Origin of the sequence: Pseudomonas sp. B28(2017), assembly GCF_002113025.1 — a bacterium.
Classification (GTDB): Bacteria; Pseudomonadota; Gammaproteobacteria; order Pseudomonadales; family Pseudomonadaceae; genus Aquipseudomonas.
In genome coordinates, this window is the sequence record NZ_NEJH01000015.1 from 46,587 (window position 1) to 72,259 (window position 25,673).

The following is a 25,673-nucleotide window of genomic DNA, read 5'->3' on the forward strand; positions in this document are numbered from 1 at the left end:
AAGAATAAGAGGCTGGCGACGGGCGAAGGTGCCCGCCGGGTGACAAACGGACTTAGTGCGCGGTCAAGGCTTTTTTCGCCCTGGTGGCGGCCTGCTCCTGACCGGCCTGTGCCAGATCGTTGGCAGCCTTGAGCCAGCGTTGTTGATCGACCTGAGCCGGGATCTGCGTCGGATTCTGGATCAGCACGGCCCAACCACCGGCGTCCTTGAGCGCCGACTCGAAGGCGCTGAAGCTCATCAGTTCGCGGCGATCCATCCCGGCCCGCAACAGGACCGTCTGCTTCTGGCGGTTGTAGCCGGCCAGAATGGCGTAACGTGGTTCGGCCCACATGGCCGAGCCTTCAGTAAAGCGCACCATCACCGGATAACCGGCGGCGACTTGCGTCAACAAGGCCACAAGGTTGCTGTCGAGGGGATACACGACCATCCCGTACTCGCGCGCCAGGCTCTGCATGTTCTGTTGCAACTGAGCTTCGCCCCCCGGCAAATGCAAGGGCTTTTCGAGCAACCCAGGGGTGATCACGATGCCCTGCTGGGACAGCATGCTGGCCAACACCTGCGGCCCGCTTTGATACGCATCGCCGCGGTAGAATCGGCCGCTGAGCTCGACTCGCTCGGGCAATCGCTTGATCTCGGGCGCAACGCTCCCGGCACAGCCCGCCAGACCTGCCACGCAACCGGCTATCAGCATGGCCGACAAAATTCGAGAAAATACCCGCACCATCAGCTCTCTCTTGTTCAGGTTCAGACGCCAGGCAATCCCATTCCCGGCTTGGTGGTCGATCATAGGTCGCCGCGCCGCTTCGGTATAGCCTTAAACAGTAGTCGAGTGCATTCGATAGAGCGAACTGGTTGGTGACTGCCGACTTTCGGTCAATAGTCTGAAATGCAGCAGCGGCTAGACTGTTTTCTAAACACACGACAGCCAAGCGTGTGTGCCCGCAGCAGGGCAAAGAGGAGGCACAGATGAGCCTGACCATGATCATTGCGATACTGATTGGCAGCTGGCTGGCGGTAGCCGCCGCCATGCTGTGGGGCGTGCTGCGCATTACTCGCCGCCACCATCACCCGGTTCAACCCGCACCTGCGCCGAAAGCGCACGAGACGCAGCGCAAACACGCCAACGCTCACTGACAGTCACGTTTACCCGACACCAATAAAAACGGCCGCCTGCACTCCCGGGAGTTCAGGCGGCCGTAGCTTTCAGCGACGGTCAGGCTTCAGCAGCTAAACGCTTCGCTCTGGCCCGGCGGGACATCATGTTCAACACCTCGATCGAAGCCGAGAATGCCATGGCCGCATAGACGTAGCCTTTCGGTACGTGGGCGCCGAAGCCTTCGGCGATCAGCGTCATGCCGATCATGATCAGGAAGCCCAGGGCCAGCATCACCACCGTCGGGTTGTCGTTGATGAATTTGGCCAGCGGATCAGCCGCAAACAACATCACCAGTACCGACACCACCACCGCGATGATCATGATCGGCAAATGCTCGGTCATGCCGACAGCGGTGATGATGCTGTCAATGGAAAACACCATGTCCAGCATCAGGATCTGACCGATCGCCGCAGCAAAGCCCAGGGTCACGGTCGATGTCTTCGACATCGGGTCTTCCGGGGCCGGGTCCATGCTGTGATGGATCTCGGTGGTCGCCTTCCACAACAGGAACAGGCCACCGGCGATCAGGATCATGTCTTTCCAGGAAAACGCGTGGCCGAGAATCTCGACCACCGGAGCGGTCAACTGGACGATGAACGCGATGGTGCTCAACAGGCCCAGTCGCAGGATCAGCGCCATGCCGATACCAATGCGCCGTGCCTTCTGCCGGTGCTGCTCGGGCAGCTTGTTGGTCAGGATCGAAATGAAGATCAGGTTATCGATGCCGAGCACGATTTCCATCACCACCAGGGTGGCCAGGGCGACCCAGGCGGTGGGGCTGGCGGCAAGTTGTAAAAGGTAGTCCATGGGTCAGTCCTGACTCGTTGTAATACGGTTTAGATTTCCTGGGAGGAAGATTCGGATTCCGATTCTTTTTCCGGTGATTCTTTTTTGCCACTCAACCCGCCGGTGGCATCGCTGAGCGCCTGCTCGGCGGCCTTGTGGGTATCGTCAATCGCCTGTTTGGCGCTTTCGGCGGCCTTGCCCATCAACTGCTGCGCGCTTTTCTCGGCCTGGTCGCAACCGGCCAGTACCAGTAAAGACGTGATCAACAGTGCCGTGGTTTTCAGCTTCATGATGCTTTCCTCGATAGAACAAACGGGACCTGAACGATGGCCCGTTGATAGCGATGCATTCTAGGGAAGTGAATACTTCAGAAAAATTCGTATTTTCAGCGGTTATACTTCGATTTTTACGAACTGTAGATCACCATGCTCAACTATCGGCAATTGCATTACTTCTGGGTGGTGGCCAAGACCGGCAGCATCGTGCGCGCGTGCGAGCAACTGAACCTCACACCACAAACCATCAGCGGGCAGATTTCATTACTGGAACAGACCTTTGGCATCGAGTTGTTTCGGCGCGTCGGACGGCAACTCGAACTGACCGAGGCTGGACGCCAGGCACTGCCCTACGCCGAGCAAATGTTTCAGCTGGGTGGCGAACTGGAACTGATGCTGCGGGCACAACCCAATGAGCAGCAGATTCTGTTTCGCGTCGGCGTGGCCGACGTGGTGCCCAAATCCATCGTCTACCGCCTGATCGCACCGACAATGGAGCTGAGCGAACCGCTGCGCATCACCTGCCGCGAAGACAAACTTGAACGTTTGTTGGCCGACCTGGCGATCCAGCGCCTGGACCTGGTGATTTCCGACAGCCCGATGCCGTCGCACCTGGACATCAAGGGCTACAGCCAGAAACTCGGTGAGTGCGGGATCAGCTTCTTCGCCACCCCTGAGCTGGCGGCACGTTACGGTCACGACTTCCCGCGCAACCTGAACGGTGCGCCGTTGCTGATTCCCGGCCCGGAAACCGTGGTGCGCAGCCGTTTGCAGCGCTGGTTCGCCGAGCAGCAGGTCCAGCCGCGAATTGTCGGCGAGTTCGACGACAGCGCCCTGATGCAGGCCTTCGGCCAATCCGGTAGCGGAATCTTCATCGGCCCGAGCGTGATTGCCGATGAAGTGCAACGCCAATATGGCGTGGAAGTGATCGGCCAGACCGACGCCGTGAGCGAGTCGTTCTATGCCATCTCAGTGGAACGCAAGGTCAAGCACCCCGGCATTGTTGCCATTACCGAAGGTGCCCGACGCGAGCTGTTTACCGCGTTTTGAAACATTCAGGCGCAGACTTCCCGGGGCTTGAAGGTCATCAGCGCAATGGCCAGCAAGATCGAGGCGAGGATAAAGGCCGCCGCGGCGAAGCCCAGGCCCTGCAGGCCGACGCTGTCGATCACCCGGCCGCCGATCATCGCGCCCAGGCCGATCCCGAGGTTGGCCCCGGCGATGTTCAGCGACGCGGCAAACGCCGGGGCCTCGGGCGCAGCTTTTATCAAGCGCACATGGCTGACCAGAAACAACGCCGCCTGGGTCACGCCCCAGATGCCCATCGTCGCCGCCAGACCGACCGGCGAATGAATGTTCGGCACCAGCGCCACCAGGCCGGCAATCATGAACGCGCAGAACATCATCGACGCCATCAGCGGATGACGATCCACCGCCCGGCCGCCCAGGGAGTTGCCAATCAGCCCGACCGCGCCGAAGCCCATCAGGCACCAGCCGACCACCGTGCCGTTGAAACCGGCCAGGCGTTCGAGGATGTCGGCCAGGTAGGTGTAGGCCGTGAACATGCCGCTGAACACCACCACCGACAGCAGCACGTGACCGAGCATCAGCGGGCTGCGCAGGATCTTGAACTGCGACAGCAAGCTCACCTGATGCAGGTGCAGATGAGTCTTCGGCAGGTAGATGAACAGCAGCAACGCCTTGGCAAAAGCGATGACCGCCAGAATGGCAAAGGCACTGCGCCAGCCGAACGCATCGGAAATCAGCGTGCCCACCGGAATGCCGAACACAGTGGCGCAAACAATGCCGAAGCCGATCTTGGCGATGGCGCGACCGGCGTAATCCGGCCCGACGATGTCCACCGCCGTTTCACTGGCCAGCGCCCAGAAAACCGGCAGCCCCAGCGCCGGGATCAACCGGGCAAATGCCATCACCCAGATGTTCGGCGCCAGCGCCGCCAAGGTGTTGGCCAGGCCAAACATTATCAGCACCGAAATGAACAGCTTGCGGCGTTCGAAGCGGGCGAAGTACGCCGTCAGGAACGGCCCGAACGCGGCCACGGTGAAGGCGAACAGCGTCACCAGCAAACCCGCTTGCGGGATGCTGACTTCCAGGTCCCGGGCGATGGCCGGTAACAGGCCAACGATGATGAATTCCGTGGTCAGCACCGTGAAACCGGCAGCTGACAACAGAAGAATGGGCAACAGCATGCAGAACTCCAGAAAAAACGACGACACCAGCGATGACCCGAAGGCCCACTGGCAGACATGAAAATGAGGATGGCGAATCTTAACAGAGTGTTTCCAAACGCGGTTGCACGAACCTGCCTATCTCGTTGAATGCCATGGTGGCAGTTCGTCACAGGTCTAAAAGATCGTGCCTGCCCGTGATAAAGTCCGCGCCCTTGAAAACGTACACCCAGTATTCCCCTTTCGGTTTCCTGCCTGCGGCCTGCCCTGTTTGTTGCTGCACACCGGCGAAACCCTGCACCTAAAAAATCAGAGATGCCGTTTTATGACCGCTTCATCCCCTTCCCTATTGCAACGCCTGAAACGCTTGAGCCTGGTCACGCAGATCCTGATCGGCCTGATCGCCGGTATTGCCCTGGCCCTGTTTGCCCCTGACGTGGCCAAGTCCACGGCATTTATCGGCAAAGTGTTTGTCTCTGCGCTGAAAGCGGTCGCACCGATCCTGGTGTTTGTGCTGGTCATGGCGTCGATTGCCAACCATAAACACGGTCAGGAAACCCACATCCGGCCGATTCTGTTCTTGTATCTGCTGGGTACTTTCGCTGCTGCCGTGGTCGCGGTGGTTGTCAGCATGATGTTCCCGTCGAGCCTGGCCCTGTCGACCCAGGACGTTGCCGTGACTGCACCGGGCGGGATTGGCGAAGTGCTGCAAAGTCTGTTGCTTAGCGTGGTCGATAATCCGGTCAGCGCGCTGATGAACGCCAATTTCATCGGCATTCTGGCGTGGGCCATCGGCATGGGCATTGCCATCCGCCACGCCGGCGACACCACCCGTGAAGTGCTGGGCGACTTGTCCAACGGCGTGACAGTGATCGTGCGTCTGGTGATCAGCTTCGCCCCGCTGGGCATCTTCGGCCTGGTGGCCTCGACGCTCGCCATCTCCGGCTTCGGCGCCCTGATCGGCTACGCGCACCTGCTGGCCGTGCTGCTGGGCTGCATGTTGTTCGTGGCGCTGGTGATGAACCCGATCATTGTCTTCTGGAAACTGCGCCGCAACCCGTACCCGCTGGTCCTGACCTGCCTGCGCGAGAGCGGCATCACCGCGTTCTTCACCCGCAGCTCGGCGGCGAACATTCCGGTCAACCTGGAATTGAGCAAGCGACTGGGTCTGCATGAAGACACCTATTCGGTGTCGATCCCGCTGGGCGCGACCATCAATATGGCCGGTGCGGCGATCACCATTACCGTGCTGACCCTGGCCGCCGTGCATACCCTGGGCATCGCCGTGGACATCCCGACCGCGATCCTGCTGAGCGTCGTTGCAGCGATCTGCGCCTGTGGAGCTTCGGGTGTGGCCGGTGGGTCGCTGTTGCTGATTCCGCTGGCGTGCAGCCTGTTCGGCATTCCGAGCGAAATCGCCATGCAGGTGGTGGCAGTCGGCTTCATCATCGGCGTGTTGCAGGACTCGGCCGAGACTGCACTGAACTCGTCTACCGACGTGCTGTTCACCGCAGCGGCTTGCCTGGGTGAAGAGCAAAAAGCCGAGCGCCTGGCCTGACACAAATCCCACAGGGTTAGTGGTGTAGCGAATAAATGCGCACACATGAAAAAGCCCCCGCAGCCCAAGGCTGCGGGGGCTTTTTTGTACCTGGACGGTTTAGAACGCGCCCATGTAGTCGCGCTTGCCCACTTCCACGCCGTTGTGGCGCAGCAGTGCGTAAGTGGTGGTGACGTGGAAGAAGAACTGCGGCAGGCCGTAGGTCAGCAGGTAGGCCTGGCCGGTGAAGCGTTTCTCTTTAGGCGTGCCCGGGCGGGTGACGATCTCGATGCCTTCCTTGCCATTGATCTGCTCCGGCTTGATGCTGCCGATGAAGGTCAGTGCCTTGGCGATCAACGCTTGCAGCTCGGCGAAGGTGGTTTCGCTGTCGTCGTACTTCGGCAATTCGACTTCGGCCAGGCGACCGGTAACGCCCTTGCTGAAATCAACGGCGATCTGCACCTGACGCACCAGCGGGAACATGTCCGGGAACAGGCGCGCTTGCAGGAATGCATTAGGGTCGATGTTTTTTTCGATGGCGTGAGCCTCGGCCTTTTTCAGTACATCGCTCAGGGCGTTGAGCATTTGCTGGAAAACAGGCACGGAAGCGTCGTACAGGGAAATGGTCATGGCAGGTCTCGTCTGGAGGGAACGTGGGTCATTTGCAGGAGCGAGCTCGCGCCTACAGGTGATCGGCATCAGGGGCCGATTATAGCCATGCACGCCCCTCCCGAGACCGGTCTTTTTCAGCTGCCGTAAACTTTGGCCGCCGGAACCGCCTGAGCCACCAGCTGTGCGACTGCTTCGCCCACCTCGTCGACCGCCCAGCGGCCCTGGCGATCCAGTTGCGGACCACGGCGCCAGCCATCGGCGATCGACAACTTGCCGCCCTCGACTTCGAACATCTGCCCGGTCACCTCGGCGGAAGCCTCGGAGCCGAGCCACACCACCAGCGGCGCAACGTTCTCCGGGGCGAAGTAATCGAAGCCCTCTTCTGGCTTTTTCATGGTGTCGGCGAACACTTGCTCGGTCATCCCGGTCCGCGCGGCCGGCGCCAGGGCGTTGGCGGTGATCCCGTAGCGGCGCAGCTCAGCAGCCTGCACCAGCGTCAGCGAAGCAATGCCGCCCTTGGCCGCCGCGTAGTTGGACTGCCCGATGGAGCCCTGCAAACCGGCGCCGGAACTGGTGTTGATGATCCGCGCATCGACCCTGGCGCCGCCCTTGGTCTGCTCACGCCAGTACTTCACGGCGTGGCTGGAAATGCAGAAGTGGCCCTTCAGGTGCACGGCAACCACGGCGTCCCAATCGGATTCACTGAGGCTGGCGAACATGCGGTCGCGGCAGATGCCGGCGTTGTTGACCACCACGTTCAGGTCACCGAAGGTTTCGATGGCCTGACGCACGATCAGCCCCGCCGAGTCATAGCGGGTGATGTCGTCGCTGTTGGCCACGGCACTGCCGCCTTGACCGAGGATTTCGCCGACCACGGCGAGCGCCGCATCGCGGTTGATGTCGTTGACCACCACTTTCGCGCCTTCAGCGGCAAAGGCCAGTGCGTATGCCCGGCCCAGACCACCGCCGGCACCGGTGATGATCACCACGCGGTTTTCACAGATTTTCATAGGGGTTATTCCTTCAAATTCATCGCTAGTAGAAACAAGCCACTGTGGGAGCGAGCCTGCTCGCGAAAGCGGTGGGTCAGTCATCATCGATGTTGAATCTGATGGCCCCTTCGCGAGCAAGCTCGCTCCCACAGGTTCGGTGTGCTTCCTGATTACAAACGTTCGATAATCGTCACGTTGGCCTGGCCGCCGCCTTCGCACATGGTCTGCAGGCCGAAACGACCGCCGCTGCGCTCCAGCTCATGCAACAGGCTGCACATCAAGCGGGTACCGGTGGCGCCGAGCGGATGACCGAGGGCGATCGCGCCGCCGTTGACGTTGGTCTGTTCGTGGGGATAGCCGGTCTCTTTCAACCAGGCCATGGCCACCGAAGCGAAGGCCTCGTTGATCTCGACGCGGTCGATGTCTTCGAGCTTCATGCCGGCGCGCTTGAGCGCGTAAGCCGTGGCCGGGATCGGCGCGGTGAGCATCCAGACCGGGTCTTCGGCGCGCACGCTCAGGTGATGGATACGCGCACGGGGCGTCAGGCCGTAGCGTTTGAGCGCCGCCTGCGAGACGATCAGCATCGCGCTGGCCGCGTCGCAGGTCTGGCTGGATACCGCGGCGGTCACCCGGTCACAGCCGAACAGAAACTCCAGCTCGGCCATTTTTTCCAGGCTGGTCTGACGCGGGGTTTCGTCGTGCAACACACCGGCCAGCGGCACGATCTCGCGGTTGAAGCGGCCTTGCTCGATGGCCTGCAAGGCACGTCGATGGGACTCGAGCGAATAGGCTTCAAGTTGCGCCCGGGACAGCTCCCATTTTTCCGCGATCATCTGCGCCGAACGGAACTGGGTCGGCGGTTGCGCGCCATAGCGCCGCACCCAGCCTTCGGAGCCACTGAACGGATCGGTGAAGCCCAAGGGTTCGGCAGCGATCATGGCCGAGGAAATCGGGATCTGGGTCATGGTCTGCACGCCACCTGCAACCACCACATCCTGAGTGCCGCTCATCACCGCCTGGGCGGCGAAGTGCACGGCTTGCTGGGACGAGCCGCACTGGCGATCAATGGTGGTACCCGGCACCGATTGCGACAGGCCAGCCGCCAGCCAACATGTGCGGGCGATGTCACCGGCCAGCGGGCCGATGGTGTCGACACAGCCGAAGATCACGTCGTCGTAATCCTCGTCGGGAATGTCATTGCGCTCGACCAGCGCACGCAATACGTGGGCGCCCAGATCGGCGGCGTGGATCTGGCTCAGACCACCCTTGCGCCGCCCGGTGGGCGTACGCAGGGCGTCGACAATATAGGCTTCAGGCATGGTCTACCTCGGTGAAAAAATTGAAATCTGGTATTGAGAGCGCCGAAAAACCTGTGGGAGCGGGCCTGCTCGCGAATGCGGCATGGCAGGCAACATCCATTTCGAATGTGCCGGCCTCTTCGCGAGCAGGCTCGCTCCCACAGTTCCATTCAACGGACGCCGCTAGAAAGTACCGCCAGCCCCCAAAGCGGGAGCGCCATCGAACAGCGCCGCACGAATCCGCCCCTTGTGCAGGCCGCGATCGCCCCAGACCTTGTCCAGCGCCCAGGCGCGCTTCATGAACAGATGCAAGTCGACTTCCCAGGTGTACCCCATGGCACCGTGGGCCTGGATTGTGTTCTTCGCGGCGAGCATGGCCGCTTCCGCCGTTGCCAGCTTGGCGTGGGACACCAGCACGTCCTGCCCCGCTTGCTGCTCGGCCAGCGCATAAGCGGCGCGGTAGAGCGGGCCTTTGGCGAACTCGATCTGCACCGCGACGTTGGCCATCAGATGCTTGACTGCCTGGAACGAGCCGACCGGTTTGCCGAACTGTTTGCGCTCGAAGGTGTAGTCAACTGCCAGGTCGACCATGCGCTTGGCCAGCCCCAGCAATTGCGCGGCACTGGCGAGGGCGCCACGGTTGAAGGCGGCCGCCCACAAACGCCGGCCCTGCTCGCCACTGGCGACGCAGGTGGCGGGTGTTGGTGTCCACTCGACCTGGAACAACTGACGGCTCGGGTCGACCGACTCATTGCGGGTCAGGCGCACGGCATCGCGCTCCAGCGCATGCACCTCGTCGCCATTGGCCAACAACAGCAGATCGGCAACATGGGCATCACTGACCAACGGGTTACCGGGCTCGCCGACCGCCAGCCGCGCATTGCCCTCGGCGACCCGCGACAACCAGTATTGCTTGAGCGTTGCTTGTTGCTCATCGAAGGCAGCGAGCAGCGGCACGCCGACCAGCATGGTGTCCACCAGCGGCTCAGGCAGACCGGCATAACCACACTCCTGGGCAATCAGCACGAAATCCAGCTCATTCATGCCCATGCCATCCTGCGCCTCGGGCACGGTCAGCGCGGTCAGGCCCAGCTCTACCAGCTGGGCCCACAGGCGCTCACTGCGCCCACTATCGCTGAGCCACAGTTCGCGAAGGCGCTCCGGGGTGACTTCGTTGATCAGGAAGCTGCGGACGTTGTCCTGAAACAGCAGTTGGTCGCGGCTGAAACTAAAGTCCATGGTCTATTCCTCAGGCACGCGGCATGCCGAGCATGCGTTCGGCAATGATGTTGCGCTGGATCTCGTTGGTGCCGGCGTAGATCGGCCCGGCCTGGGCAAACAGGAAACCTTCCAGCCAATGGCCGACGTCACCGGCGGCCGGGGCTTGGGGCAGCAGCTCGCCGCGCAATCCGAGAATGCTCATGGCAGTGTCGTGCATGCGCTGGTCGAGTTCGGACCAGAAGATCTTGTTGGTCGACGATTCCGGCCCGATCTTGCCGCCCTGCACCAGTTGCGAGGCGGTCATGTAGGTGCCCAGGGTGTAGGCCTCGGCATCGAGCCAGGTGCGCATCACCGCCTCACCGATAGCCGGGTCGCGGTCGGCCTGCTCGCGATTGGCCTGGTACAACTGCACCAGACGCCTGGCGGTTTCCTGGAAACGCGCCGGTGAGCGCAACAGCAAACCGCGCTCGAAACCGGCGGTGGACATCGCCACGTGCCAGCCCATGCCTTCGCCACCAAGGGCGTTTTCCACCGGCACCTTGACGTCGTCGAAGAAGATCTCGGCGAAGCCCGGCAGGCCGTTGAGCTGCGGAATCGGGCGCACGGTGATGCCTGGCGTATTCAGCGGCAGCAGGATGAACGTCAGCCCGTTATGGCGCTGGGACTGCGAGTCGGTACGAAAAATACCGAACGCCCAATCGGCCCACACCGCGCGGGTCGACCAGGTTTTCTGGCCGTTGATCACGTAGTGGTCGCCAACCCGTTCAGCCTTGGAGCGGATCGCCGCCATATCGGAGCCGGCACCCGGCTCGGACCAGGCCTGGGCCCAGATGTCTTCGCCGGTGGCCATGCGCGGCAGAAAGCGTGCCTTCTGTTCTTCGCTGCCGTACTCCATCAGGGTCGGGCCGAGCAGGAAGATGCCGTTCTGGTTGACCCGTGCCGGCGCCCCGGAACGGTAGTATTCCTCTTCGAAAATCAGCCACTCGATCAGGTCGCAGCCGCGCCCGCCGAGTTCGGTCGGCCAGGTGACCATGCCCCATCGGCCTTCGTTGAGTCTTGCTTCCCAGGCACGGTGTTCGGCAAAGCCCTGTTCGGTGTCGAACGATTGCAGCGGTTCACTCGGTACATTGGCCGCCAGCCAGGTCCGCGCCTCGACGCGAAAGGCCTGCTGGGCCGGGGTATAGGTCAGGTCCATGGATATGCCTTCAGCCTTTGAATCGGGCATCGCGTTTCTCGACGAACGAGTCGCGTGCTTCCTGAGAGTCCAGTGAGCGGTAGGCTTCAAGGGTGAAGCCCTGCTCCCAGCGGTATTTGTCTTCCAGATTGCCGTCTTCGATGCCGGTCAGCGCTTCCTTGGCCAGGCTGATCATGCCGGGGCTCTTGGCGGCGATGGTGCGGGCGATCTGCAACGCGGCTTCACGCAGGTCTTCGCGCTTGACCACCCGCTCCACCGCGCCCAGGCGGTACGCTTCGGCGGCGTCGATGGCCTCACCGGTGAAATACATGTGGCGGACCTTCTGCACCGGGAACAGACGCTGCAAATGCGCGCCGCCACCCATGGCCCCACGATCCACTTCCGGCACGCCGAAGGTTGCGCACTCGGACGCAACGATGATGTCGGCCGCGCCGCAGATGCCAATGCCGCCGCCCAGCACGAAGCCGTGCACGGCCACGATCACCGGTTTCGGGTTGCGGTGGATCGCCTTGAAACTGTCGTAGTTGCCCTTGTTCACCGCGACGATCAGGTTGCCGTCGGCGGCCAGTTCCTTGATATCGACCCCGGCACAGAAGCCGCGGCCTTCGGCACGGATCACGATCACCCGCACGTCGCTGTTGCGGCCCAGGCCCTCGATCTCGCTGGCGATATCGGCCCAGCCCTGACAATTGAAAGCGTTGACCGGCGGCCGGTTGAAGACCAGTTCGGCAATGCCGTTATCTAACCTGACGCTAAATGGTTTCATGGTTTCTTTCCTTCACAATACATGGCCCCTTCACGACACACGGCGGCACAGCTCGCCCAGGCGCACTTCGGCGTCACGGACGATCTGTTCAATCAATTGGGCGCAGCTGGGCAAGCTGTCGATGGATGCGGCGATCTGCCCGGCGGGCAATACGCCCGCGGCCGGTTGCCCGTCGACCATGGCTTTCTGGATCACCATCGGCGCGTTGGCGGCCATGATGCTTTGCGCGGCGGTCAGCTCCCCGGCCCCGCGCATCTTCAAGGCACTGCCGAGTAACTGAGTCAGGCTCATGCCAGTGTGGCGGCGGTAGGCCAGGCCACTGCGCAACGCCAGCAACAGGCGCTTGAGGCCACCGCTGTTTTCCAGCTGGTTGAGCAATTCGTTGCGGATCATCCGTTGCGGCATGCCGTCGATGGCGCGGCTGATGATGATCGCTGCCGGGTCTTTCACCGCCAGGTAACGCGCCAGGGTCGCCTGCGGCACCGGGCTGTCGGCGCACATCAAAAAACGCGTGCCCATGGCGATGCCCTCGGCACCATAGGCCAGGGCCGAGACCAGACCCTTGCCGTCCTTGAAACCGCCGGCTGCCACCACGGGCACCGACACGGCGTTGACCACCTGATCAAGCAGCATCGAGGTCGGCACGGAACCGGTGTGCCCACCGCCCTCGCCGCCTTGCACGGTCACCGCGTCGGCCCCCATTTCCACGGCTTTCTGTGCATGCTTGAGCGCGCCCACCGTGGGAATGCACACCACGCCGGCATCCTTCAAGCGACTGATCATTTGCTTGCCGGGCGAACGGCTGTAACTCACCGCCCGGACTTTGTGGCGCAACACCAGCTCGACGATCTCGCCGGCATTGGCCTGGTACATGTGGAAATTCACGCCGAATGGCTGATCGGTCAGGCGCCGGGTCTCGATAATCGCCGCTTCCATCTGCTGCGGCTCGATGGTCGCCCCGGCGAGAAAACCGAAGCCACCGGCATTGCCAGTGGCCGCCACCAGTTTCGGGTCAGCGACCCAGCCCATGGCGGTCTGGATGATCGGATAACGGCAACCGAGCAGTTGTGTTAAACGGGTATTCAACGAGATCGCCATGCTCACGCCCCGCCTGCTTTGCGTTGCGAACTGGCCATGGCCTTGGCGTCGTAGCCGCCAAGACGGTCGCCGGACACCAGTTCATTGTGGGCGTGGGCGAAGTGATGCAAGCCGAACACCATGTCCATGGTCGCGCGCTTACCCATCAAGTCCTCGGCGTTGTTCACCGCCTGCTTGCTCAATTGCAGGCCCAGGCGCGGCATCTGTGCGATACGCCCGGCGATGTCGAGAGTCTGTTGTTCCAGCTCATCGCGAGGAACCACCCGATTGAGCATGCCCATCTGATAGGCCCGTGGCGCCGGCATGCGCTCGCCGAGAAAGAGGAATTCCTTGGCGATGCGCGGGTTCAATTCATGCACATGGGCAAAATACTCGACCCCGGGAATGCCCATGCGGACCACAGGATCGGCGAAGTAGGCATCCTCGCTGGCGACAATCAGGTCGCAGACCCAGGCCAGCATCAGCCCACCGGCAATGCACGCGCCCTGGACCATCGCGATGGTCGGCTTGGGCATCTCGCGCCAGCGCCGGCACATGCCCAGATACACCTCCTGCTCGCGGGCATAGAGAAACTCGCCGCCCGATTTGTTCACATGGTCGTACCACAGACTGGCGCGGTCGAAAGTCTTGTCAACGTCGCGGCCCGGGGTGCCGATGTCATGCCCGGCGGAGAAATGCTTGCCGGCGCCGCGCAACACGATGACCTTCACTTCATCGTCATCGCAGGCCCGGCGAAACGCAGCATCCAGCGCATAAGTCATCTGCGAGTTCTGCGCGTTGTGGTACTCGGGGCGGTTCATGGTGACCAGGGCCACCGCGCCGCGCACCTCGTACAGCACCACCTCGACCTGATTGTTATCGTTATCTTCAGCCATCACTTGTCTCCGCAACGCGTTGCTCAGCGTTGGCCTGGCGGGTTGTCTTTAAGTTGCAGGGCGCGCAGGTTGTGCGGATCCAGGCGCTGGATCAGCTGCAATTGCTCGACGGTCGGGGCCGTGGTGGTTGGGCAATCGTCCGGCACGTGCAGCTCAAAGCCGGTGTTGTCCTGGACCTGCGCCGCTGTCACGCCGGGGTGCAGCGAACGGATGCGCATCTGCCGTTGCGGGCCCTGGAAATCGAGGACGCAGAGGTCAGTGATGATCAGGCGGATGTCGATGTCGTCCAGCGACCAGCCACGCGCCAGGCGGGCCGGGTTGTAACCGACCGAGGCGACCATATCGACCTCGCCTTCGACGAACACCCGACGGTTGTGGCTCGGCACGCAAAACGAGTTGGCGTGGCTGATCGAGTTGCCGGGGAAACCGCGCACACCGAGCATCTGCGCCTTGGGTCTGGCGTAGTCACCGATGCAGGAAATGTTCGCCTGGCCGAAGCGGTCGATCTGGGTCGGGCCGACCAGTGCATGGCGCTTGCCACCCCAGACGTTGTCGAAAATCCGCGAGAAGCCCATCCAGCTGTCGCGCTTGGGCTCGTAGCCGTTGCGTGCGCCCAATGGCACCGGCTCGGCGACCATGTAGGCTTCGGAGTCGGTCATCAGCAACTGCGGGTTGCTGGTCAGCATGGCCAGCGAAGCGGCCAGACGCGGGATCACACCGATGCCGGTGGCCAGAACTTCGCCGTCTTCGCACCAGGCTTCGGAGGCGGCGCAAATCATCAGTTCGGCGAGGCTGTAATCAGTAGTGCTCATCGGAAGGTTCCCTTAAAAAATCGGCAACGGCAGTTCACGGATGGCAGCCAGGCCGCCGACCTTGTCCAGATACTGTTCGTGGGTGCAGTCAACGTAGTCACGGACGTAGCCCCGCCAGCCATCAGCCGCCTGGACCGTAGCGTTGTAGGCCTTGAAGTGCGCGACGTCGAAACCGTACAGCGGCGCGCAGGACGACGGGTGCGCCCCACCTGGCACGTGGGCCACGGCAGTGGTCAGGTTGCGTTCCCAGAACACTTGATGCGCGTGGGCGCTGTCCTGATGGAAGTAATCGCTGTCGACTAGCTCATCGCAGGTCACGTAGCTGTGGGTCGCGGCCCGCACGAACAAGTCGTCCATGTAGTGATCCGGACCGCTGATCTGGCACACGCCGCGTCTGTCGGCACGATCAACGTGGACCAGCGCAGCGTCGAGCTTGAGCGCCGGCATGGCGACCCAATCCTTGCCATCGGCATAGGGCGAGGCAATCAACTTGATCTGGCGGTTGTGGCGCAGCACATCGGTGCCCAGACCCACGGCGGTGGGAATAAACGGCACGTTCATCGCCGCCGCCCGTAGACCAAGCAACAGCATGCCTTCGTCGATCTCCATCACTTCCAGCGCCGCGTCCTGGCGTGCCTTGCGGAAGTACGGCTCGAGCGGAATGAAATCCAGGGAGACAAAGGCGAACACCAGTTTCCTGATCTTGCCGGCGGCACAGAGCATGCCGACATCGGCACCGCCGTAGGCGACCACGGTCAGGTCCTTGAGGTCCGAGCGCAGAATCTCGCGCACCAGCGCCATCGGCTTGCGTCGCGGGCCCCAGCCACCGATACCGATGGTCATACCGTCACGCAGTTGGCCGACGATCTCGGCTGTGCTCATTTGTTTGTCCATCGTCTTGTTCCTCATTGGCGACCGACACTGAAGTCGTGGCCCCAGTGGCTGACCACGGTGCTTTCGAACGGCGTGTGGCGATCCCAGTCGACCACCAGGCCGTCGCAGCCGTACTCCAGGTCAAACCCGGACGGGGTCTTGATATAGAAAGAAATCATCTGGTCGTTGGTGTGCTGGCCGAGGGTGGCCGACAACTTCACGCCGTTGGCGTGGACGCGGTCCAGGGCGCGACCGACTTCGTCCAGCGCGTTGACCTCGACCATCATGTGCACGCAGCCGTGGGGCATCGGGCACTCGAAAATCGCCAGCGAGTGATGGCGGCCGTTGTTACAGTGCAGGAAGTGAATGCGCTTTTGCGGCTCGGCCGGGTCCGGGGTGAAGCGGACTTTCATCAGGTCCGACAGGCCAAAACCCATCACTTGTTCGTAGAAGTCCCGGCAGCGTTCGAAGGCTGGCGCTGGCAGGACGACGTGGCCCATGCCGAGGTCGTTGGTGACAAAGCCTTTGACACCCACCGGCGAGACGAAACGGACGAAGTCCTGCAACGGGCCCCAGAACAGCTCGTGGCGATTGCCGTCCGGGTCGCTGAAGTGCACCAGCTCCTGGACCTTGCGCAACTCGGCCTCGGCCGCGGTACCACGGATCACTTGCACGTCGGCTTGCTGCAACTCGCTGACCGCCTGTTCCAGCGCTGCTTTGCCAGCCACTTCCCAACCGCAGGCACCAAAGCCGTTCCCGACACTTTTTTGCACCAGGATGCGGTAATGACGCTCGTCCATTTTCAGGTACAAGTGCTCGTCGTCATCGCTGCCGATGACCATCATGCCCAGCACCAGGCTTGCGTAATGGCGCCATTGCGCCAGGTCGCTGGATAACAGGGTGACGTAACCCAGACCGCGGATATCCATGGATGCACTCCTCGTTTTTCTCAGGCGGTGCCGCCCTTCGGCTGGTGCCGGGGGAGACTTTATGTAGGGGCTATATGTAGGAGCTATTCAAACGGGTTCGGGGAGGGGCAACATCGTCCAATGGGACTAGCGGAAATGATTGCTGGAGACAGCAAAAACCTGTGGGAATCGGGTTCGCTCAGGACTGGCGGAGAAATTTCCCGGGAGGCATAAAAAACGGGCCTTGGGGACCCGTTGGAAAGTTGGCCTGACGTCCATGCCAGGCCTGAAACACAAGGGATCTATCGCCTTATGCTGCATCCTGTGGCGAGGGGGCTTGCCCCCGTCGGACTGCGAAGCAGTCCCAAATCCAGGCGACACGGAATGTCTGAAAAACCGTGCAACCCTGTATTGCGACCGCTGAGCGGCCGAACGGGGGCAAGCCCCCTCGCCACAGGTTCGGTCCGAATGGAAAACATTCGTTAACCGACTAGCTTCGTCTGGGCATCAACCCTTACGGAAGTGCGGAATCACCTTCTCGCCGATGTTCTTCAAGGTCTCCAGCTGCGCCCACTGCGGCACGGTGCCCATCTGGCAGATGAACAGGATTTCGTCGGCGCCGGCATCGATCAGGCGCTGCACGTAGCTGATGCAATCCTCTACGGTGCCATAGGCGTGGTTCGGGTTCATCATCGCCATGGTCGGGTCGGAGAAGTCGACGCTGACTTCTTCCGAGGCGAAGCGCGACTTGATCACGCTCTGGCCGTTGCCATCGACGAAGGTGTCGTCCTTCCACTTCTCCGGGTCCGGACGCTCGCCACCGCCGTACCAGTAACCCAGGGATTCCATGAAGTAGCGCTGACCACGGATACCGATGCGGCGCGCTTCTGCGTTGTCCTCCAGCACGATGGCCGGGCACAGCGCGGCGATGTGGCGGTTGGGGCGGAAGCCCACTTGTTTCTTCTCATCGCGATGGTCAAAAGCCTCGTGATAGACCTCGACCTTCCTGGCGATTTCTTCCGGGCCACCGAAGCCCAGCACCAGAGCGCCCATGCCGCGACCGCCGGCATTTTTCAGCGACTCGGTGTTGGTGCACGCCAGATACATTGGCGGGTGCGGATCCTGATACGGCTTTGGATGGATCGGACGCTTGGGGATCTGCACGAAGTCGCCGTTGTGCTCGATCTCGTCCTGCACGAACATTTTCGGGATCAGGTACATCATCTCGTCGATCTGCGGCTGCAGGGTCGCCAGGTCGTAGCCGAAGGTACCGGCTTCCTGCTGCGTGCCGCCCTTGCCCACGCCAAAGTGCACACGGCCCTTGGACAGCAGGTCGAGGGTGGCGATGCGCTCGGCGACTTTCACCGGGTGGTTCATCGCCGGTGGCAGGCAGACCACGCCGTGACCGATACCGATACGCTCGGTTTTACCCGCCACGAAGGCCAGCATGGTTTCCGGCGCGGACATGTGCGAGTAGTTGCTCAGCGCGGTGTGCTCCACGCACCAGAACGTGTCGAAGCCAAGCTTGTCGGCCAGCACCGCCTGCTCAACGGTGTCCTGGAAAATCTTGCGGTCGCCTTCGCGGCTTGAATCCACCGTCTGGGCTTCGTAAATCAGGGAAAATTTCATGGTTGATCCTTGTGCTTATTTGGATGCGCAGTCGGCGCCAGAGACCTGTGCCTTGCGCCCATGCTCGGGTATTGGCAGGGCGCTCGAATCACGCAAACGGACTAGCTGATTCAGCAGAAACCATCAGAGGAAAAAGTCGTTGCTGTCCTGCCCCATGCTCACGCCACCGAGGTTCCACGCATACTTGGCCGGACTGTTGGCGACGTGGGCACGGCCGGTGTGAATGTCACGGAAGGCGCGGTTGATCGGGTGGCTGCGGAAGATCGTCGAAGCACCGCTGTTGAACATCAGGTCGCCAACGGCCTTGGCGCACTTGTCGGTCACCAGCGCCGAGTCGTAACGCATCTTCACCCGCTCGGGCATGCTCAGTGGCTCACCCTTCTGCGCACGCTCCAGCATCAGGGCGAAATTGCGCAGCAGCACGGTCTTGCACTCATCGACGCAGACCATGGCGTTGGCCAGCGCCGATTGCGCGGCCGGGTCCTGAACCATTTTGCGACCGTCATTGACCCCGACCCGGGCGCGGTTGTGCTCGATAAACTGATCCACCGCGCCTTGCAGAGCGCCGATAGCGGACGACGAAACCGCACGCACGAAAATCTGCCCGAATGGCAGGCGGAACAAGGGCGCGGTGTTCACCGCGTTGCCCGGACTGTTCTGCATGAAACCGTCGAACGCACGATGGGTGCGGTACTCGGGAACGAAGGCGTTTTCCACCAGAATGTCGTGGGAGCCTGTGGCTTCCAGGCCCATGACGTTCCAGTTGTCGAGAATCTGGTAGTCGCTGCGCGGCACCAGGAACGTCCGGTAATCCGGCGCCCCGCCCGCCTCTGCCGGCGGCACCAGCGCACCGAGGAACACCCACTCGCAATGCTTGCTACCGGAAGAAAAGCCCCAGCGCCCACTCAACTTGAAGCCACCTTCAACCCGCTCGACCTTGCCCACCGGCATATAGGAAGACGAGATCAACACGCTGGAATCGCTACCCCAGACATCCTGAGCCGCGCGGTCGTCGAACAGCGCCAGCTGCCAGTTGTGGATCGCCACCACCCCCAGCACCCAGGCCGAAGACATGCAGCCCTCGGCAAGAGTCATCTGTACGTCGAAGAAGTCCTTGGGCTCCAGCTCGTAGCCTTCCCAACGGGACGGTTGCAGGATGCGAAAGAACCCGGCGTCCTGGAAGTCCTTCAGGGTTTCTTCGGGCAACTGGCCGGCTTGCGCGGCATTCAGGGCGCGCTCACGCAGGATCGGCACCAGCTCGCGGGCACGTTGGCTCAGACGCTGGCGAATCAGGTCTTGGTTGAGCATTTTTATTGTTCTCCTTTGTTCACCCCATCCGCCGGGGCGCGCGTGCAACGGGGCGGGTGTAGCGCCCCTACACTGGCATTCAAGCAATGCATGACCGGGCGGGCATCCCTCAAACGGACCATGTGGTTTTGGGGGGAACAGGTATCGGGGGCATCTGAAAGGGATGTGTTGGATGACAGGCGGTGTGGATTTTTTGGGGTGTACATATCCATTGCTGCGGCAACGGCCACTTATGGTTCCGCTCTTACAGCGGGTCACTTTGGAAAAGCCCCAAAGTAACCAAAGGGCTCTTTCCCCTTTCGTTCGGTGCCTCGCCAAGGCTCGGCATTCCCTCGCTCCGGTCCTGCTCCGTGGGCCCGCCGCGATCGGCCATCCCTGGCCGTACGCGGCTAACCCGGCATCCATGCCGGGTTGCCCACTGCGCAGAACCTGCGCTCGGCCTCTCGAGGGGGCAAGAAGATCAAAAGCCAAAGCGAGGCGGCCTGCTGGCCGGCCTGATCGCGATTGAACGCGCTTCCCTGTAGGAGCGAGCTTGCTCCTACAGAAGAGAGAAGAGCAGAGCAAAAGCCGATCGGCATACCCCCACGCTCTTCACCACTCAACAGGCCGAGCGTTAGCTCGCCTGCCGCTCTTGATCTTGATCCACCCGCCCCCTCGGCAGGCTGAGTGGAGGTGTTCATCCGGGGAAAGGCGCGCAGCGCCGTTCGACGCAGTCGAACCCATTGCATGTAGGTCGCGCGAAGCCGACCGGAGGGCAATGCCCCCCGGATGAATGCCGGAGCGAAGGAACCCCGAGCCCTGGCGAGGGGCCGGACGTTCGGGGCGAGCGCTTTTTTTGCTTACTTTTTTTGAGGCGTTTGTCAAAAAAAGTGAGTCGCCGTCAGGGCGAAACCCTAAGTGGCCGTTACCGCAGAAACGGATATGTACACGGTCAACCAACAACCTGGTCGGCCCAGAGACCGCCAAGGTCACCAAGGCCTAGTCCCCTCGGACGATGTTACAGCTAGACGTCAGAGCAAGAATCCATCGCACTCCCCAACCAACAAAAAGGCCCAGTGCGATGAACGACGCCAACCTCAAAGCCGACATGCTCCAGGCCATGCGCCGCCTGGCCAAGTCCGTCACCATTATCAGCACCAGCAACGGCTCCGAACGCTTCGCCATGGCCGCCACCGCGGTCGACTCGCTGAGCACCGAGCCACCGTCGCTGCTGATCTGCGTCAACAAGACCGCCTCGCCCCACGCCGCACTGGCGACCGGCGCCGACTTCTGCGTGAACATCCTCGGCGTCGAGCAACAAGACCTCGCACACCTGTGCAGCGGCGCAATCAAGGGCGAAGCGCGTTTCGACCGTGGCAACTGGCTGACCAGCCCCGGAGGCATTCCTTACCTGGGTGACGCGCAATCGGCGATCCTCTGCCGTCAGGACGGCCACTTCAGCTACGGCACCCACACCGTGTTCATCGGGCGCATTTTGCAGATCCACACCAGCGACGCCATCACCCCGCTGGTCTACCTCGACGGCAGCTACACCACCACCGCCAAACCCACACCCTCCTTCGCTGTCGCCGGCTGAGGCCTGGGCATGGACGGCGTGAACGGGTTGACGGCGTTGCGAGTGAACAGCGCCGACCAGTTGCCATGGGATGACCGCTGCGATTTGCTGGTGGTCGGTTTCGGCGGTGCCGGCGCCTGTGCCGCGATCGAAGCGGCCAGTCGAGGCCTCTCGGTGCTGGCCCTGGACCGTTTCGAAGGAGGCGGCGCCACCGCGCTCAGCGGCGGTGTTGTTTATGCCGGAGGTGGCACGCCGTATCAGCGTCAGGCCGGCTATGAAGACACCAGCGAAGCCATGCTCAATTATCTGTGCCGGGAAGTGGGCGAGGCCGTCAGTCGTGAAACCCTGAAGGACTTCTGCGAAGGCAGCCGCGAGCAACTGGCCTGGCTGGAGCGTCAGGGCGCAGCTTTCGAAGCCAGCGTGCCGCCGCATAAAACCTCGTACCCGAGTGATCAGTACTACCTCTATTACTCCGGCAACGAAGCCGTACCGGCCTATGCCGCCAGCGCCAAACCGGCGCCCCGTGGCCACCGCACCAAAGGTCCGGGCATGTCTGGCGCCAGCTTGTTCGCCCCGCTCAAGGCCAGCGCCTTGCGTCACGGCGCACGCCTGCGCAGCCAGTGCGAAGTGCGGCGATTGGTGCTTGACCTGGACGACAAAGTCCTCGGTGTCGAAGCCTGGCAGTTGCCTTCCGGCAGTCGCGCGGCCCGGCAACATGCACGTTTGTCGCGCTGGGCCGCGGCCATTCATATGTACGCTCCGGCGTTGGCCGACCGCTTGCGCGCCCGTCAGCGCCACATCGAACAGACCAGCGCCATTCGGCAATTGATTCGCGCCGAACAGGCAGTGCTCCTGAGCAGCGGCGGTTTTATCTTCAATCGCGATCTGGTGCGCCAACACGCGCCGCAGTACCTGGCCGGTTTGCCGCTGGGCGCCACCGGGTGCAATGGCAGCGGCATCGCCCTGGGTCAGAGCGCCGGTGGCAGCGTCGCGCGGATGGACAAGGTCAGCGCCTGGCGTTTCATCAACCCGCCACTGGCCTGGGCCCGCGGGCTGATCGTCAATGCCCGTGGACAGCGCTACGCCAACGAAGAAATCTATGGAGCGACCCTTGGCCACGCCATGGTCGAGGAACAGGACGGCCGCGCCATTCTGATTCTCAATCAGGCGCTGGTTCGAGAAGCACTCAGTCAGGTCGGCCCGGGCAAGGTGTGGAACTTCCAGCGCCTGCCGGTACTGCTCAACCTGCTGTTCAACGCCAGACGCAGCACCAGCCTGGCCGGGTTGGCCAAGCGCTGCCATCTACCGCCGGAGCTACTGCGCCAGAGCGTCGAACGTTATAGCCGCGCAGCACGGGGCGAACTGGCGGACGAGTTCGGCAAGTCCTCGGCGATGCTCGCCAACCTCGACCAGGGTCCGTGGTACGCCCTCGACCTGTCCTTCACCAGCCGCCTGTTCCCCTGCCCGGTCATCACCCTGGGCGGGCTGAAGGTCTGCGAGGCCAGCGGTAGGGTGCTGGACCACGCCGGCCAGCCGATCCAGGGCCTGTACAGCGCCGGCCGCAACGCGGTCGGCGTCGCCTCCAACCTGTATGTCTCCGGCCTGTCCCTGGCCGATTGCATCTATTCCGGTCGCCGGGCTGCCGCCCACGTGGCCGACCAATTCGCACTTCAAACCGCACGATCAGGAGAACAACAATGCAACGTGTAGAAGGCAAAGTCTGCATCATCACCGGCGCAGCCAGCGGCATCGGTCGCGAAGACGCCCTGCTGCTGGCCCGCGAAGGCGCCAAAGTGGTACTGACCGACCTCAACGAAGAAGCAGGTCGCCAGGTCGCTAAAGAAATTGGCGCCAATGCGCTGTTCATACGTCACGACATCGCCAGCGAAAGCGACTGGCAACACGTGGTCAAGACCACCGTCGAACACTTCGGCCGCCTCGACGTGCTGGTCAACAACGCCGCGATCCTGGCTTTGGGCAGCATCGAAGACACCACGCTGGAGCTATGGCAGAAGGTGCAGAAGATCAACGGCGACGGCTACTTCCTCGGCTGCAAATACGCGATCCAGGCCATGAAGGAAACCGGTGGCGGCTCGATCATCAACATGTCGTCGGTCGCGGCCTTGGGCGCGATGCCGATGTTCTGCGCCTACTCGGCGTCCAAGGGCGCGGTGGCGGCGATGACCCGTTCCATTGCGCTGCACTGCAAGCAACAGGGCTACCGCATCCGTTGCAACAGCGTGCACCCGGATGGCGTGAACACACCGATGACCCAGGCGTTGGCCGGTGGTCAGGCGATCCCCCAGGAAGCGCTGGACCAGGACCCGATGAACCGCATGGCCGCGCCACGGGACATTGCCAATGTGGTGCTGTTCCTCGCCACCGACGAGTCGCGGTTCGTCAACGGTGCCGAGATCCGCGTCGACAACGCGCAGTTGATCAGCGGGCTCTGAGGTCGAGGTGAACATGGGCACGCAACAACAGAACCTGACCCCGTTGGAACACACGACGGCAAGCGTCGCATTGCAAGTGTGCGCGGTGATCGACGAGACCGCTGACGCGCGCTCGCTGGTGCTGGATATACCGCCAGACCTGCGTGAGCGCTTTCGCTACAAACCGGGCCAGTTCCTGAGTTTTCGCGTGCCCTTTGCCGGCAAACTGTTGACCCGCTGCTATTCCATGGCCAGCTCGCCTCTCGCGGATGCGCTGCCCAAGGTCACGGTGAAACGGGTCGACGGTGGCCGGGTGTCGAACTGGATGAACGAAGTGCAGGTCGGCGACTGGCTGGAAGTGCTGCCACCGGCCGGGCATTTCTGCCTGGACCCGCAGCAGTCGGCGGACACCGAAAAGCCCTTGGTACTGTTCGGCGGCGGTTCGGGCATCACCCCGGTGTTTTCCATTCTCAAATCGGTGCTGCACAGCAGCCGGCGGCCGATCCGATTGATCTACGCCAACCGCGATGAAGCGTCGGTGATTTTCAAGGACGAGCTGTGCCGGTTGATCAAGGCGCATCCTGATCAACTGCATGTGGTGCACGTCCTCGATTCGGTGCAGGGCTTTCTGACGGACCATCAGGTCCGTCATCTGCTGCGCGGATCGACTGGCGGCGACTACTTCATCTGCGGACCGGGACCGTTCATGGACACCGTGGAGCGCACGCTGCTGGCATTGGGTGAGTCCGCCGACTGCATTCACGTCGAGCGTTTCGTTTCACCACCGGACCCGGATGAACTGCTGGCCGAAGAAGCCATGGCGCGGGCTGCGGCCATGCAATCGCAATGCGAAGCGCTGATCGTCGAACTCGACGGCCAGCAACACGAAATTGCCTGCCAACCCGGCGATACCCTGCTGCAAAGCTGCAAGGCGGCGGGCCTGGACGTGCCGTCGTCCTGTGAAGAAGGCTTTTGCGGGGCGTGCATGTGCGTGGTCCAGGAAGGTGAAGTCCAGTTGGCGCGCAACGACGTCTTGACCCCAAAGGAGTTGACCGAAGGCTGGACTCTGGCTTGCCAGAGCCGACCGACCGGGGCCCGTGTGCGCCTGAAATTCCCCGACTGAGACCCGGCCCCCCCTGTAGGAGCGAGCATGCTCGCGATGGTCGTCAACGATAACGCGGGGCATCTGAATGCCCGCGTTGCCAGGGCGTTTTTCGTCAGAACGCCGCCCGGAGCATGCTCGCTCCTGCAGGAAGGCATGATCAAGGGTGCTCTATCGCCTTAGTCCCAATGGACGATCACTCGGGCCGGGTCTGCGGTTAGACTCGACCACAGCATTAGCCCACAACAATAAAGAGGTGCAGTTATGGCTCGTTTGCAGAATAAGGTCGCGGTGATCACCGGCGGCGCTTCGGGGATCGGCCTGGCCTGCGTGCGCCGCTTCTCGGCCGAAGGCGCGCAAGTGGTCGGGCTGGACATCGGCAGCGCACCGGCAGACTTTCCCGGCCTGTTCATGACCCTGGACGTGCGCGACGAAGCGCAGGTACAGCAAGTCATGCAAGAAGTCATCAGCCGCTTCGGGCGCATCGATGTACTGGTCAACGCCGCTGGCGTCGCCGACCAGGGCAGCGTGACCCAGACCACCACCGCCAACTGGCAACGGGTGATGGACATCAACCTGACCGGCAGCATGCTCACCAGCAAGTACGCGCTGGAGTCGATGGTGTCGCAACGCAGCGGCTCGATCATCAACGTCGGTTCGATCTTCGGTCTGCAAGGCTGCGACGGCAACGTGGCCTACAACGTGTCCAAAGGTGGTATCAACCAGCTGACCCGCTCGATGGCCATCGACTACGGCTACGCCAACATTCGCGTCAACGGTCTGTGCCCGGGCCTGATCGAAACGCCGATGACCAGCATGGTCCGCGAGCACGAAGCGTTCCACGCCTTCTTTGCCTCGCAGCACATGCTCAGCCGCTCCGGGCAACCGGAAGAAGTGGCCAACGTCGCGCTGTTCCTGGCATCCGACGAAGCCTCCTTTGTCAGCGGTCAGATGATTGCCGTGGACGGTGGCTTCTCCGCCGGTCGCCGTTTCGCCCCGCCCGCCCAGTAATTCGCAATCCGGCCGGGCGCCCCGCCCGGCCTACTCCCTTTTT

25 protein-coding genes are annotated in these 25,673 nt (G+C 62.3%); 8 read left to right on the forward strand and 17 right to left on the reverse strand.

The genetic code is table 11. The features are described 5' to 3' along the window. Positions 1-52: 52 nt before the first annotated feature. Entirely contained in the window at positions 53-787 is a 735-nt protein-coding gene (locus CAF65_RS25250) for a peptidase C39 family protein (RefSeq protein WP_085718713.1), read from the reverse strand. 179 nt (positions 788-966) lie between these two features. Between CAF65_RS25250 and CAF65_RS28535 the strand changes: the two genes are divergently transcribed. After that, positions 967-1,134 (forward strand): hypothetical protein, encoded by a 168-nt coding sequence (locus CAF65_RS28535; protein WP_178076741.1) that lies wholly within the window; start codon positions 967-969, stop codon positions 1,132-1,134. A gap of 79 nt (positions 1,135-1,213) precedes the next feature. On the opposite strand, the gene CAF65_RS25255 is transcribed toward CAF65_RS28535, so the two are convergent. Next, on the reverse strand, positions 1,214-1,963 hold the full coding sequence (locus CAF65_RS25255) for a TerC family protein (RefSeq protein WP_085718714.1): 750 nt from the start codon (positions 1,961-1,963) through the stop codon (positions 1,214-1,216). Between the two features lie 29 nt (positions 1,964-1,992). Then, positions 1,993-2,232 (reverse strand): hypothetical protein, encoded by a 240-nt coding sequence (locus tag CAF65_RS25260; RefSeq protein ID WP_085718715.1) that lies wholly within the window; start codon positions 2,230-2,232, stop codon positions 1,993-1,995. 135 nt (positions 2,233-2,367) lie between these two features. Between CAF65_RS25260 and nhaR the strand changes: the two genes are divergently transcribed. Next, on the forward strand, positions 2,368-3,267 hold the full coding sequence (gene nhaR, locus CAF65_RS25265) for a transcriptional activator NhaR (protein WP_085718716.1): 900 nt from the start codon (positions 2,368-2,370) through the stop codon (positions 3,265-3,267). A gap of 5 nt (positions 3,268-3,272) precedes the next feature. Here nhaR and CAF65_RS25270 read toward each other — a convergent pair whose 3' ends face one another. Beyond that, positions 3,273-4,427, reverse strand: a complete 1,155-nt coding sequence (locus tag CAF65_RS25270; RefSeq protein ID WP_085718717.1) for an MFS transporter — start codon at positions 4,425-4,427, stop codon at positions 3,273-3,275. Positions 4,428-4,731: 304 nt separating this feature from the next. On the opposite strand from CAF65_RS25270, the gene sstT reads away from it, so the two are divergent. Next, the gene (gene sstT / locus CAF65_RS25275) at positions 4,732-5,964 is read left to right on the forward strand and encodes a serine/threonine transporter SstT (RefSeq protein ID WP_085718718.1); all 1,233 of its coding nucleotides are present in this window, start codon (positions 4,732-4,734) and stop codon (positions 5,962-5,964) included. 99 nt (positions 5,965-6,063) lie between these two features. On the opposite strand, the gene CAF65_RS25280 is transcribed toward sstT, so the two are convergent. The 13 genes from CAF65_RS25280 to CAF65_RS25340 form a co-directional block, all read right to left on the reverse strand. Then, positions 6,064-6,573: a DUF1993 family protein gene (locus CAF65_RS25280; RefSeq protein ID WP_085718719.1), complete on the reverse strand. Its 510-nt coding sequence runs from the start codon at positions 6,571-6,573 to the stop codon at positions 6,064-6,066. A gap of 116 nt (positions 6,574-6,689) precedes the next feature. Beyond that, a complete protein-coding gene (locus tag CAF65_RS25285) occupies positions 6,690-7,565 on the reverse strand; it encodes an SDR family oxidoreductase (protein ID WP_085718720.1) in 876 nt (291 codons plus the stop codon). Between the two features lie 152 nt (positions 7,566-7,717). Further along, positions 7,718-8,866 (reverse strand): acetyl-CoA C-acetyltransferase, encoded by a 1,149-nt coding sequence (locus tag CAF65_RS25290; protein ID WP_085718721.1) that lies wholly within the window; start codon positions 8,864-8,866, stop codon positions 7,718-7,720. Between the two features lie 162 nt (positions 8,867-9,028). Further along, complete coding sequence (locus CAF65_RS25295; RefSeq protein WP_085718722.1) at positions 9,029-10,084, reverse strand: acyl-CoA dehydrogenase family protein; 1,056 nt, start codon at positions 10,082-10,084, stop codon at positions 9,029-9,031. 10 nt (positions 10,085-10,094) lie between these two features. Then, on the reverse strand, positions 10,095-11,261 hold the full coding sequence (locus tag CAF65_RS25300; protein WP_085718723.1) for an acyl-CoA dehydrogenase family protein: 1,167 nt from the start codon (positions 11,259-11,261) through the stop codon (positions 10,095-10,097). A gap of 10 nt (positions 11,262-11,271) precedes the next feature. Next, entirely contained in the window at positions 11,272-12,027 is a 756-nt protein-coding gene (locus CAF65_RS25305; protein ID WP_085718724.1) for an enoyl-CoA hydratase family protein, read from the reverse strand. A gap of 30 nt (positions 12,028-12,057) precedes the next feature. Further along, the gene (locus CAF65_RS25310; protein ID WP_085718725.1) at positions 12,058-13,125 is read right to left on the reverse strand and encodes a nitronate monooxygenase family protein; all 1,068 of its coding nucleotides are present in this window, start codon (positions 13,123-13,125) and stop codon (positions 12,058-12,060) included. A gap of 2 nt (positions 13,126-13,127) precedes the next feature. Next, positions 13,128-14,000 (reverse strand): enoyl-CoA hydratase, encoded by an 873-nt coding sequence (locus CAF65_RS25315; RefSeq protein ID WP_085718726.1) that lies wholly within the window; start codon positions 13,998-14,000, stop codon positions 13,128-13,130. Positions 14,001-14,023: 23 nt separating this feature from the next. Further along, positions 14,024-14,812 (reverse strand): CoA-transferase subunit beta, encoded by a 789-nt coding sequence (locus CAF65_RS25320; RefSeq protein WP_085718727.1) that lies wholly within the window; start codon positions 14,810-14,812, stop codon positions 14,024-14,026. Positions 14,813-14,824: 12 nt separating this feature from the next. Further along, positions 14,825-15,706: a CoA transferase subunit A gene (locus CAF65_RS25325; RefSeq protein ID WP_085718728.1), complete on the reverse strand. Its 882-nt coding sequence runs from the start codon at positions 15,704-15,706 to the stop codon at positions 14,825-14,827. Between the two features lie 11 nt (positions 15,707-15,717). Beyond that, on the reverse strand, positions 15,718-16,614 hold the full coding sequence (locus tag CAF65_RS25330) for a VOC family protein (RefSeq protein ID WP_085718729.1): 897 nt from the start codon (positions 16,612-16,614) through the stop codon (positions 15,718-15,720). Between the two features lie 486 nt (positions 16,615-17,100). Beyond that, positions 17,101-18,222 carry an LLM class flavin-dependent oxidoreductase gene (locus CAF65_RS25335; protein WP_085718730.1) on the reverse strand — a complete coding sequence of 374 codons (1,122 nt, stop codon included), beginning with the start codon at positions 18,220-18,222 and terminating at the stop codon, positions 17,101-17,103. Between the two features lie 123 nt (positions 18,223-18,345). Next, the gene (locus tag CAF65_RS25340) at positions 18,346-19,530 is read right to left on the reverse strand and encodes a flavin-dependent monooxygenase (RefSeq protein WP_085718731.1); all 1,185 of its coding nucleotides are present in this window, start codon (positions 19,528-19,530) and stop codon (positions 18,346-18,348) included. Between the two features lie 1,060 nt (positions 19,531-20,590). Here CAF65_RS25340 and CAF65_RS25345 point away from each other — a divergent pair. The 5 genes from CAF65_RS25345 (at position 20,591) to CAF65_RS25365 (ending at position 25,630) form a co-directional block, all read left to right on the forward strand. After that, positions 20,591-21,106, forward strand: coding sequence for a flavin reductase family protein (locus CAF65_RS25345; protein ID WP_085718732.1), 516 nt, complete (start codon positions 20,591-20,593; stop codon positions 21,104-21,106). Between the two features lie 9 nt (positions 21,107-21,115). Beyond that, positions 21,116-22,795, forward strand: a complete 1,680-nt coding sequence (locus CAF65_RS25350) for an FAD-binding protein (protein ID WP_085718733.1) — start codon at positions 21,116-21,118, stop codon at positions 22,793-22,795. Then, a complete protein-coding gene (locus CAF65_RS25355) occupies positions 22,783-23,538 on the forward strand; it encodes a glucose 1-dehydrogenase (protein WP_085718734.1) in 756 nt (251 codons plus the stop codon). The genes CAF65_RS25350 and CAF65_RS25355 overlap by 13 nt, the downstream gene beginning before the upstream one ends. A 13-nt stretch (positions 23,539-23,551) precedes the next feature. Beyond that, the gene (locus tag CAF65_RS25360) at positions 23,552-24,640 is read left to right on the forward strand and encodes a ferredoxin--NADP reductase (protein WP_085718735.1); all 1,089 of its coding nucleotides are present in this window, start codon (positions 23,552-23,554) and stop codon (positions 24,638-24,640) included. Positions 24,641-24,883: 243 nt separating this feature from the next. Then, positions 24,884-25,630, forward strand: a complete 747-nt coding sequence (locus CAF65_RS25365) for an SDR family NAD(P)-dependent oxidoreductase (RefSeq protein WP_085718736.1) — start codon at positions 24,884-24,886, stop codon at positions 25,628-25,630. Positions 25,631-25,673: the final 43 nt, after the last annotated feature.

Coding starts and splice junctions, on each gene's coding strand:
- CAF65_RS25270 (WP_085718717.1), bottom strand. CDS start 4,427: ATGCTGTTGCCCATTCTTCTGTTGTCAGCTGCCGGTTTCACGGTGCTG.
- CAF65_RS25325 (WP_085718728.1), bottom strand. CDS start 15,706: ATGGACAAACAAATGAGCACAGCCGAGATCGTCGGCCAACTGCGTGAC.
- CAF65_RS25295 (WP_085718722.1), bottom strand. CDS start 10,084: ATGGACTTTAGTTTCAGCCGCGACCAACTGCTGTTTCAGGACAACGTC.
- CAF65_RS25290 (WP_085718721.1), bottom strand. CDS start 8,866: ATGCCTGAAGCCTATATTGTCGACGCCCTGCGTACGCCCACCGGGCGG.
- CAF65_RS28535 (WP_178076741.1), top strand. CDS start 967: ATGAGCCTGACCATGATCATTGCGATACTGATTGGCAGCTGGCTGGCG.
- CAF65_RS25255 (WP_085718714.1), bottom strand. CDS start 1,963: ATGGACTACCTTTTACAACTTGCCGCCAGCCCCACCGCCTGGGTCGCC.
- CAF65_RS25285 (WP_085718720.1), bottom strand. CDS start 7,565: ATGAAAATCTGTGAAAACCGCGTGGTGATCATCACCGGTGCCGGCGGT.
- CAF65_RS25345 (WP_085718732.1), top strand. CDS start 20,591: ATGAACGACGCCAACCTCAAAGCCGACATGCTCCAGGCCATGCGCCGC.
- CAF65_RS25355 (WP_085718734.1), top strand. CDS start 22,783: ATGCAACGTGTAGAAGGCAAAGTCTGCATCATCACCGGCGCAGCCAGC.
- CAF65_RS25335 (WP_085718730.1), bottom strand. CDS start 18,222: ATGAAATTTTCCCTGATTTACGAAGCCCAGACGGTGGATTCAAGCCGC.
- CAF65_RS25260 (WP_085718715.1), bottom strand. CDS start 2,232: ATGAAGCTGAAAACCACGGCACTGTTGATCACGTCTTTACTGGTACTG.
- CAF65_RS25340 (WP_085718731.1), bottom strand. CDS start 19,530: ATGCTCAACCAAGACCTGATTCGCCAGCGTCTGAGCCAACGTGCCCGC.
- CAF65_RS25315 (WP_085718726.1), bottom strand. CDS start 14,000: ATGGCTGAAGATAACGATAACAATCAGGTCGAGGTGGTGCTGTACGAG.
- CAF65_RS25280 (WP_085718719.1), bottom strand. CDS start 6,573: ATGACCATTTCCCTGTACGACGCTTCCGTGCCTGTTTTCCAGCAAATG.
- CAF65_RS25250 (WP_085718713.1), bottom strand. CDS start 787: ATGATCGACCACCAAGCCGGGAATGGGATTGCCTGGCGTCTGAACCTG.
- CAF65_RS25330 (WP_085718729.1), bottom strand. CDS start 16,614: ATGGATATCCGCGGTCTGGGTTACGTCACCCTGTTATCCAGCGACCTG.
- sstT (WP_085718718.1), top strand. CDS start 4,732: ATGACCGCTTCATCCCCTTCCCTATTGCAACGCCTGAAACGCTTGAGC.
- CAF65_RS25305 (WP_085718724.1), bottom strand. CDS start 12,027: ATGAAACCATTTAGCGTCAGGTTAGATAACGGCATTGCCGAACTGGTC.
- CAF65_RS25310 (WP_085718725.1), bottom strand. CDS start 13,125: ATGGCGATCTCGTTGAATACCCGTTTAACACAACTGCTCGGTTGCCGT.
- CAF65_RS25320 (WP_085718727.1), bottom strand. CDS start 14,812: ATGAGCACTACTGATTACAGCCTCGCCGAACTGATGATTTGCGCCGCC.
- CAF65_RS25350 (WP_085718733.1), top strand. CDS start 21,116: ATGGACGGCGTGAACGGGTTGACGGCGTTGCGAGTGAACAGCGCCGAC.
- CAF65_RS25360 (WP_085718735.1), top strand. CDS start 23,552: ATGGGCACGCAACAACAGAACCTGACCCCGTTGGAACACACGACGGCA.
- CAF65_RS25300 (WP_085718723.1), bottom strand. CDS start 11,261: ATGGACCTGACCTATACCCCGGCCCAGCAGGCCTTTCGCGTCGAGGCG.
- nhaR (WP_085718716.1), top strand. CDS start 2,368: ATGCTCAACTATCGGCAATTGCATTACTTCTGGGTGGTGGCCAAGACC.
- CAF65_RS25365 (WP_085718736.1), top strand. CDS start 24,884: ATGGCTCGTTTGCAGAATAAGGTCGCGGTGATCACCGGCGGCGCTTCG.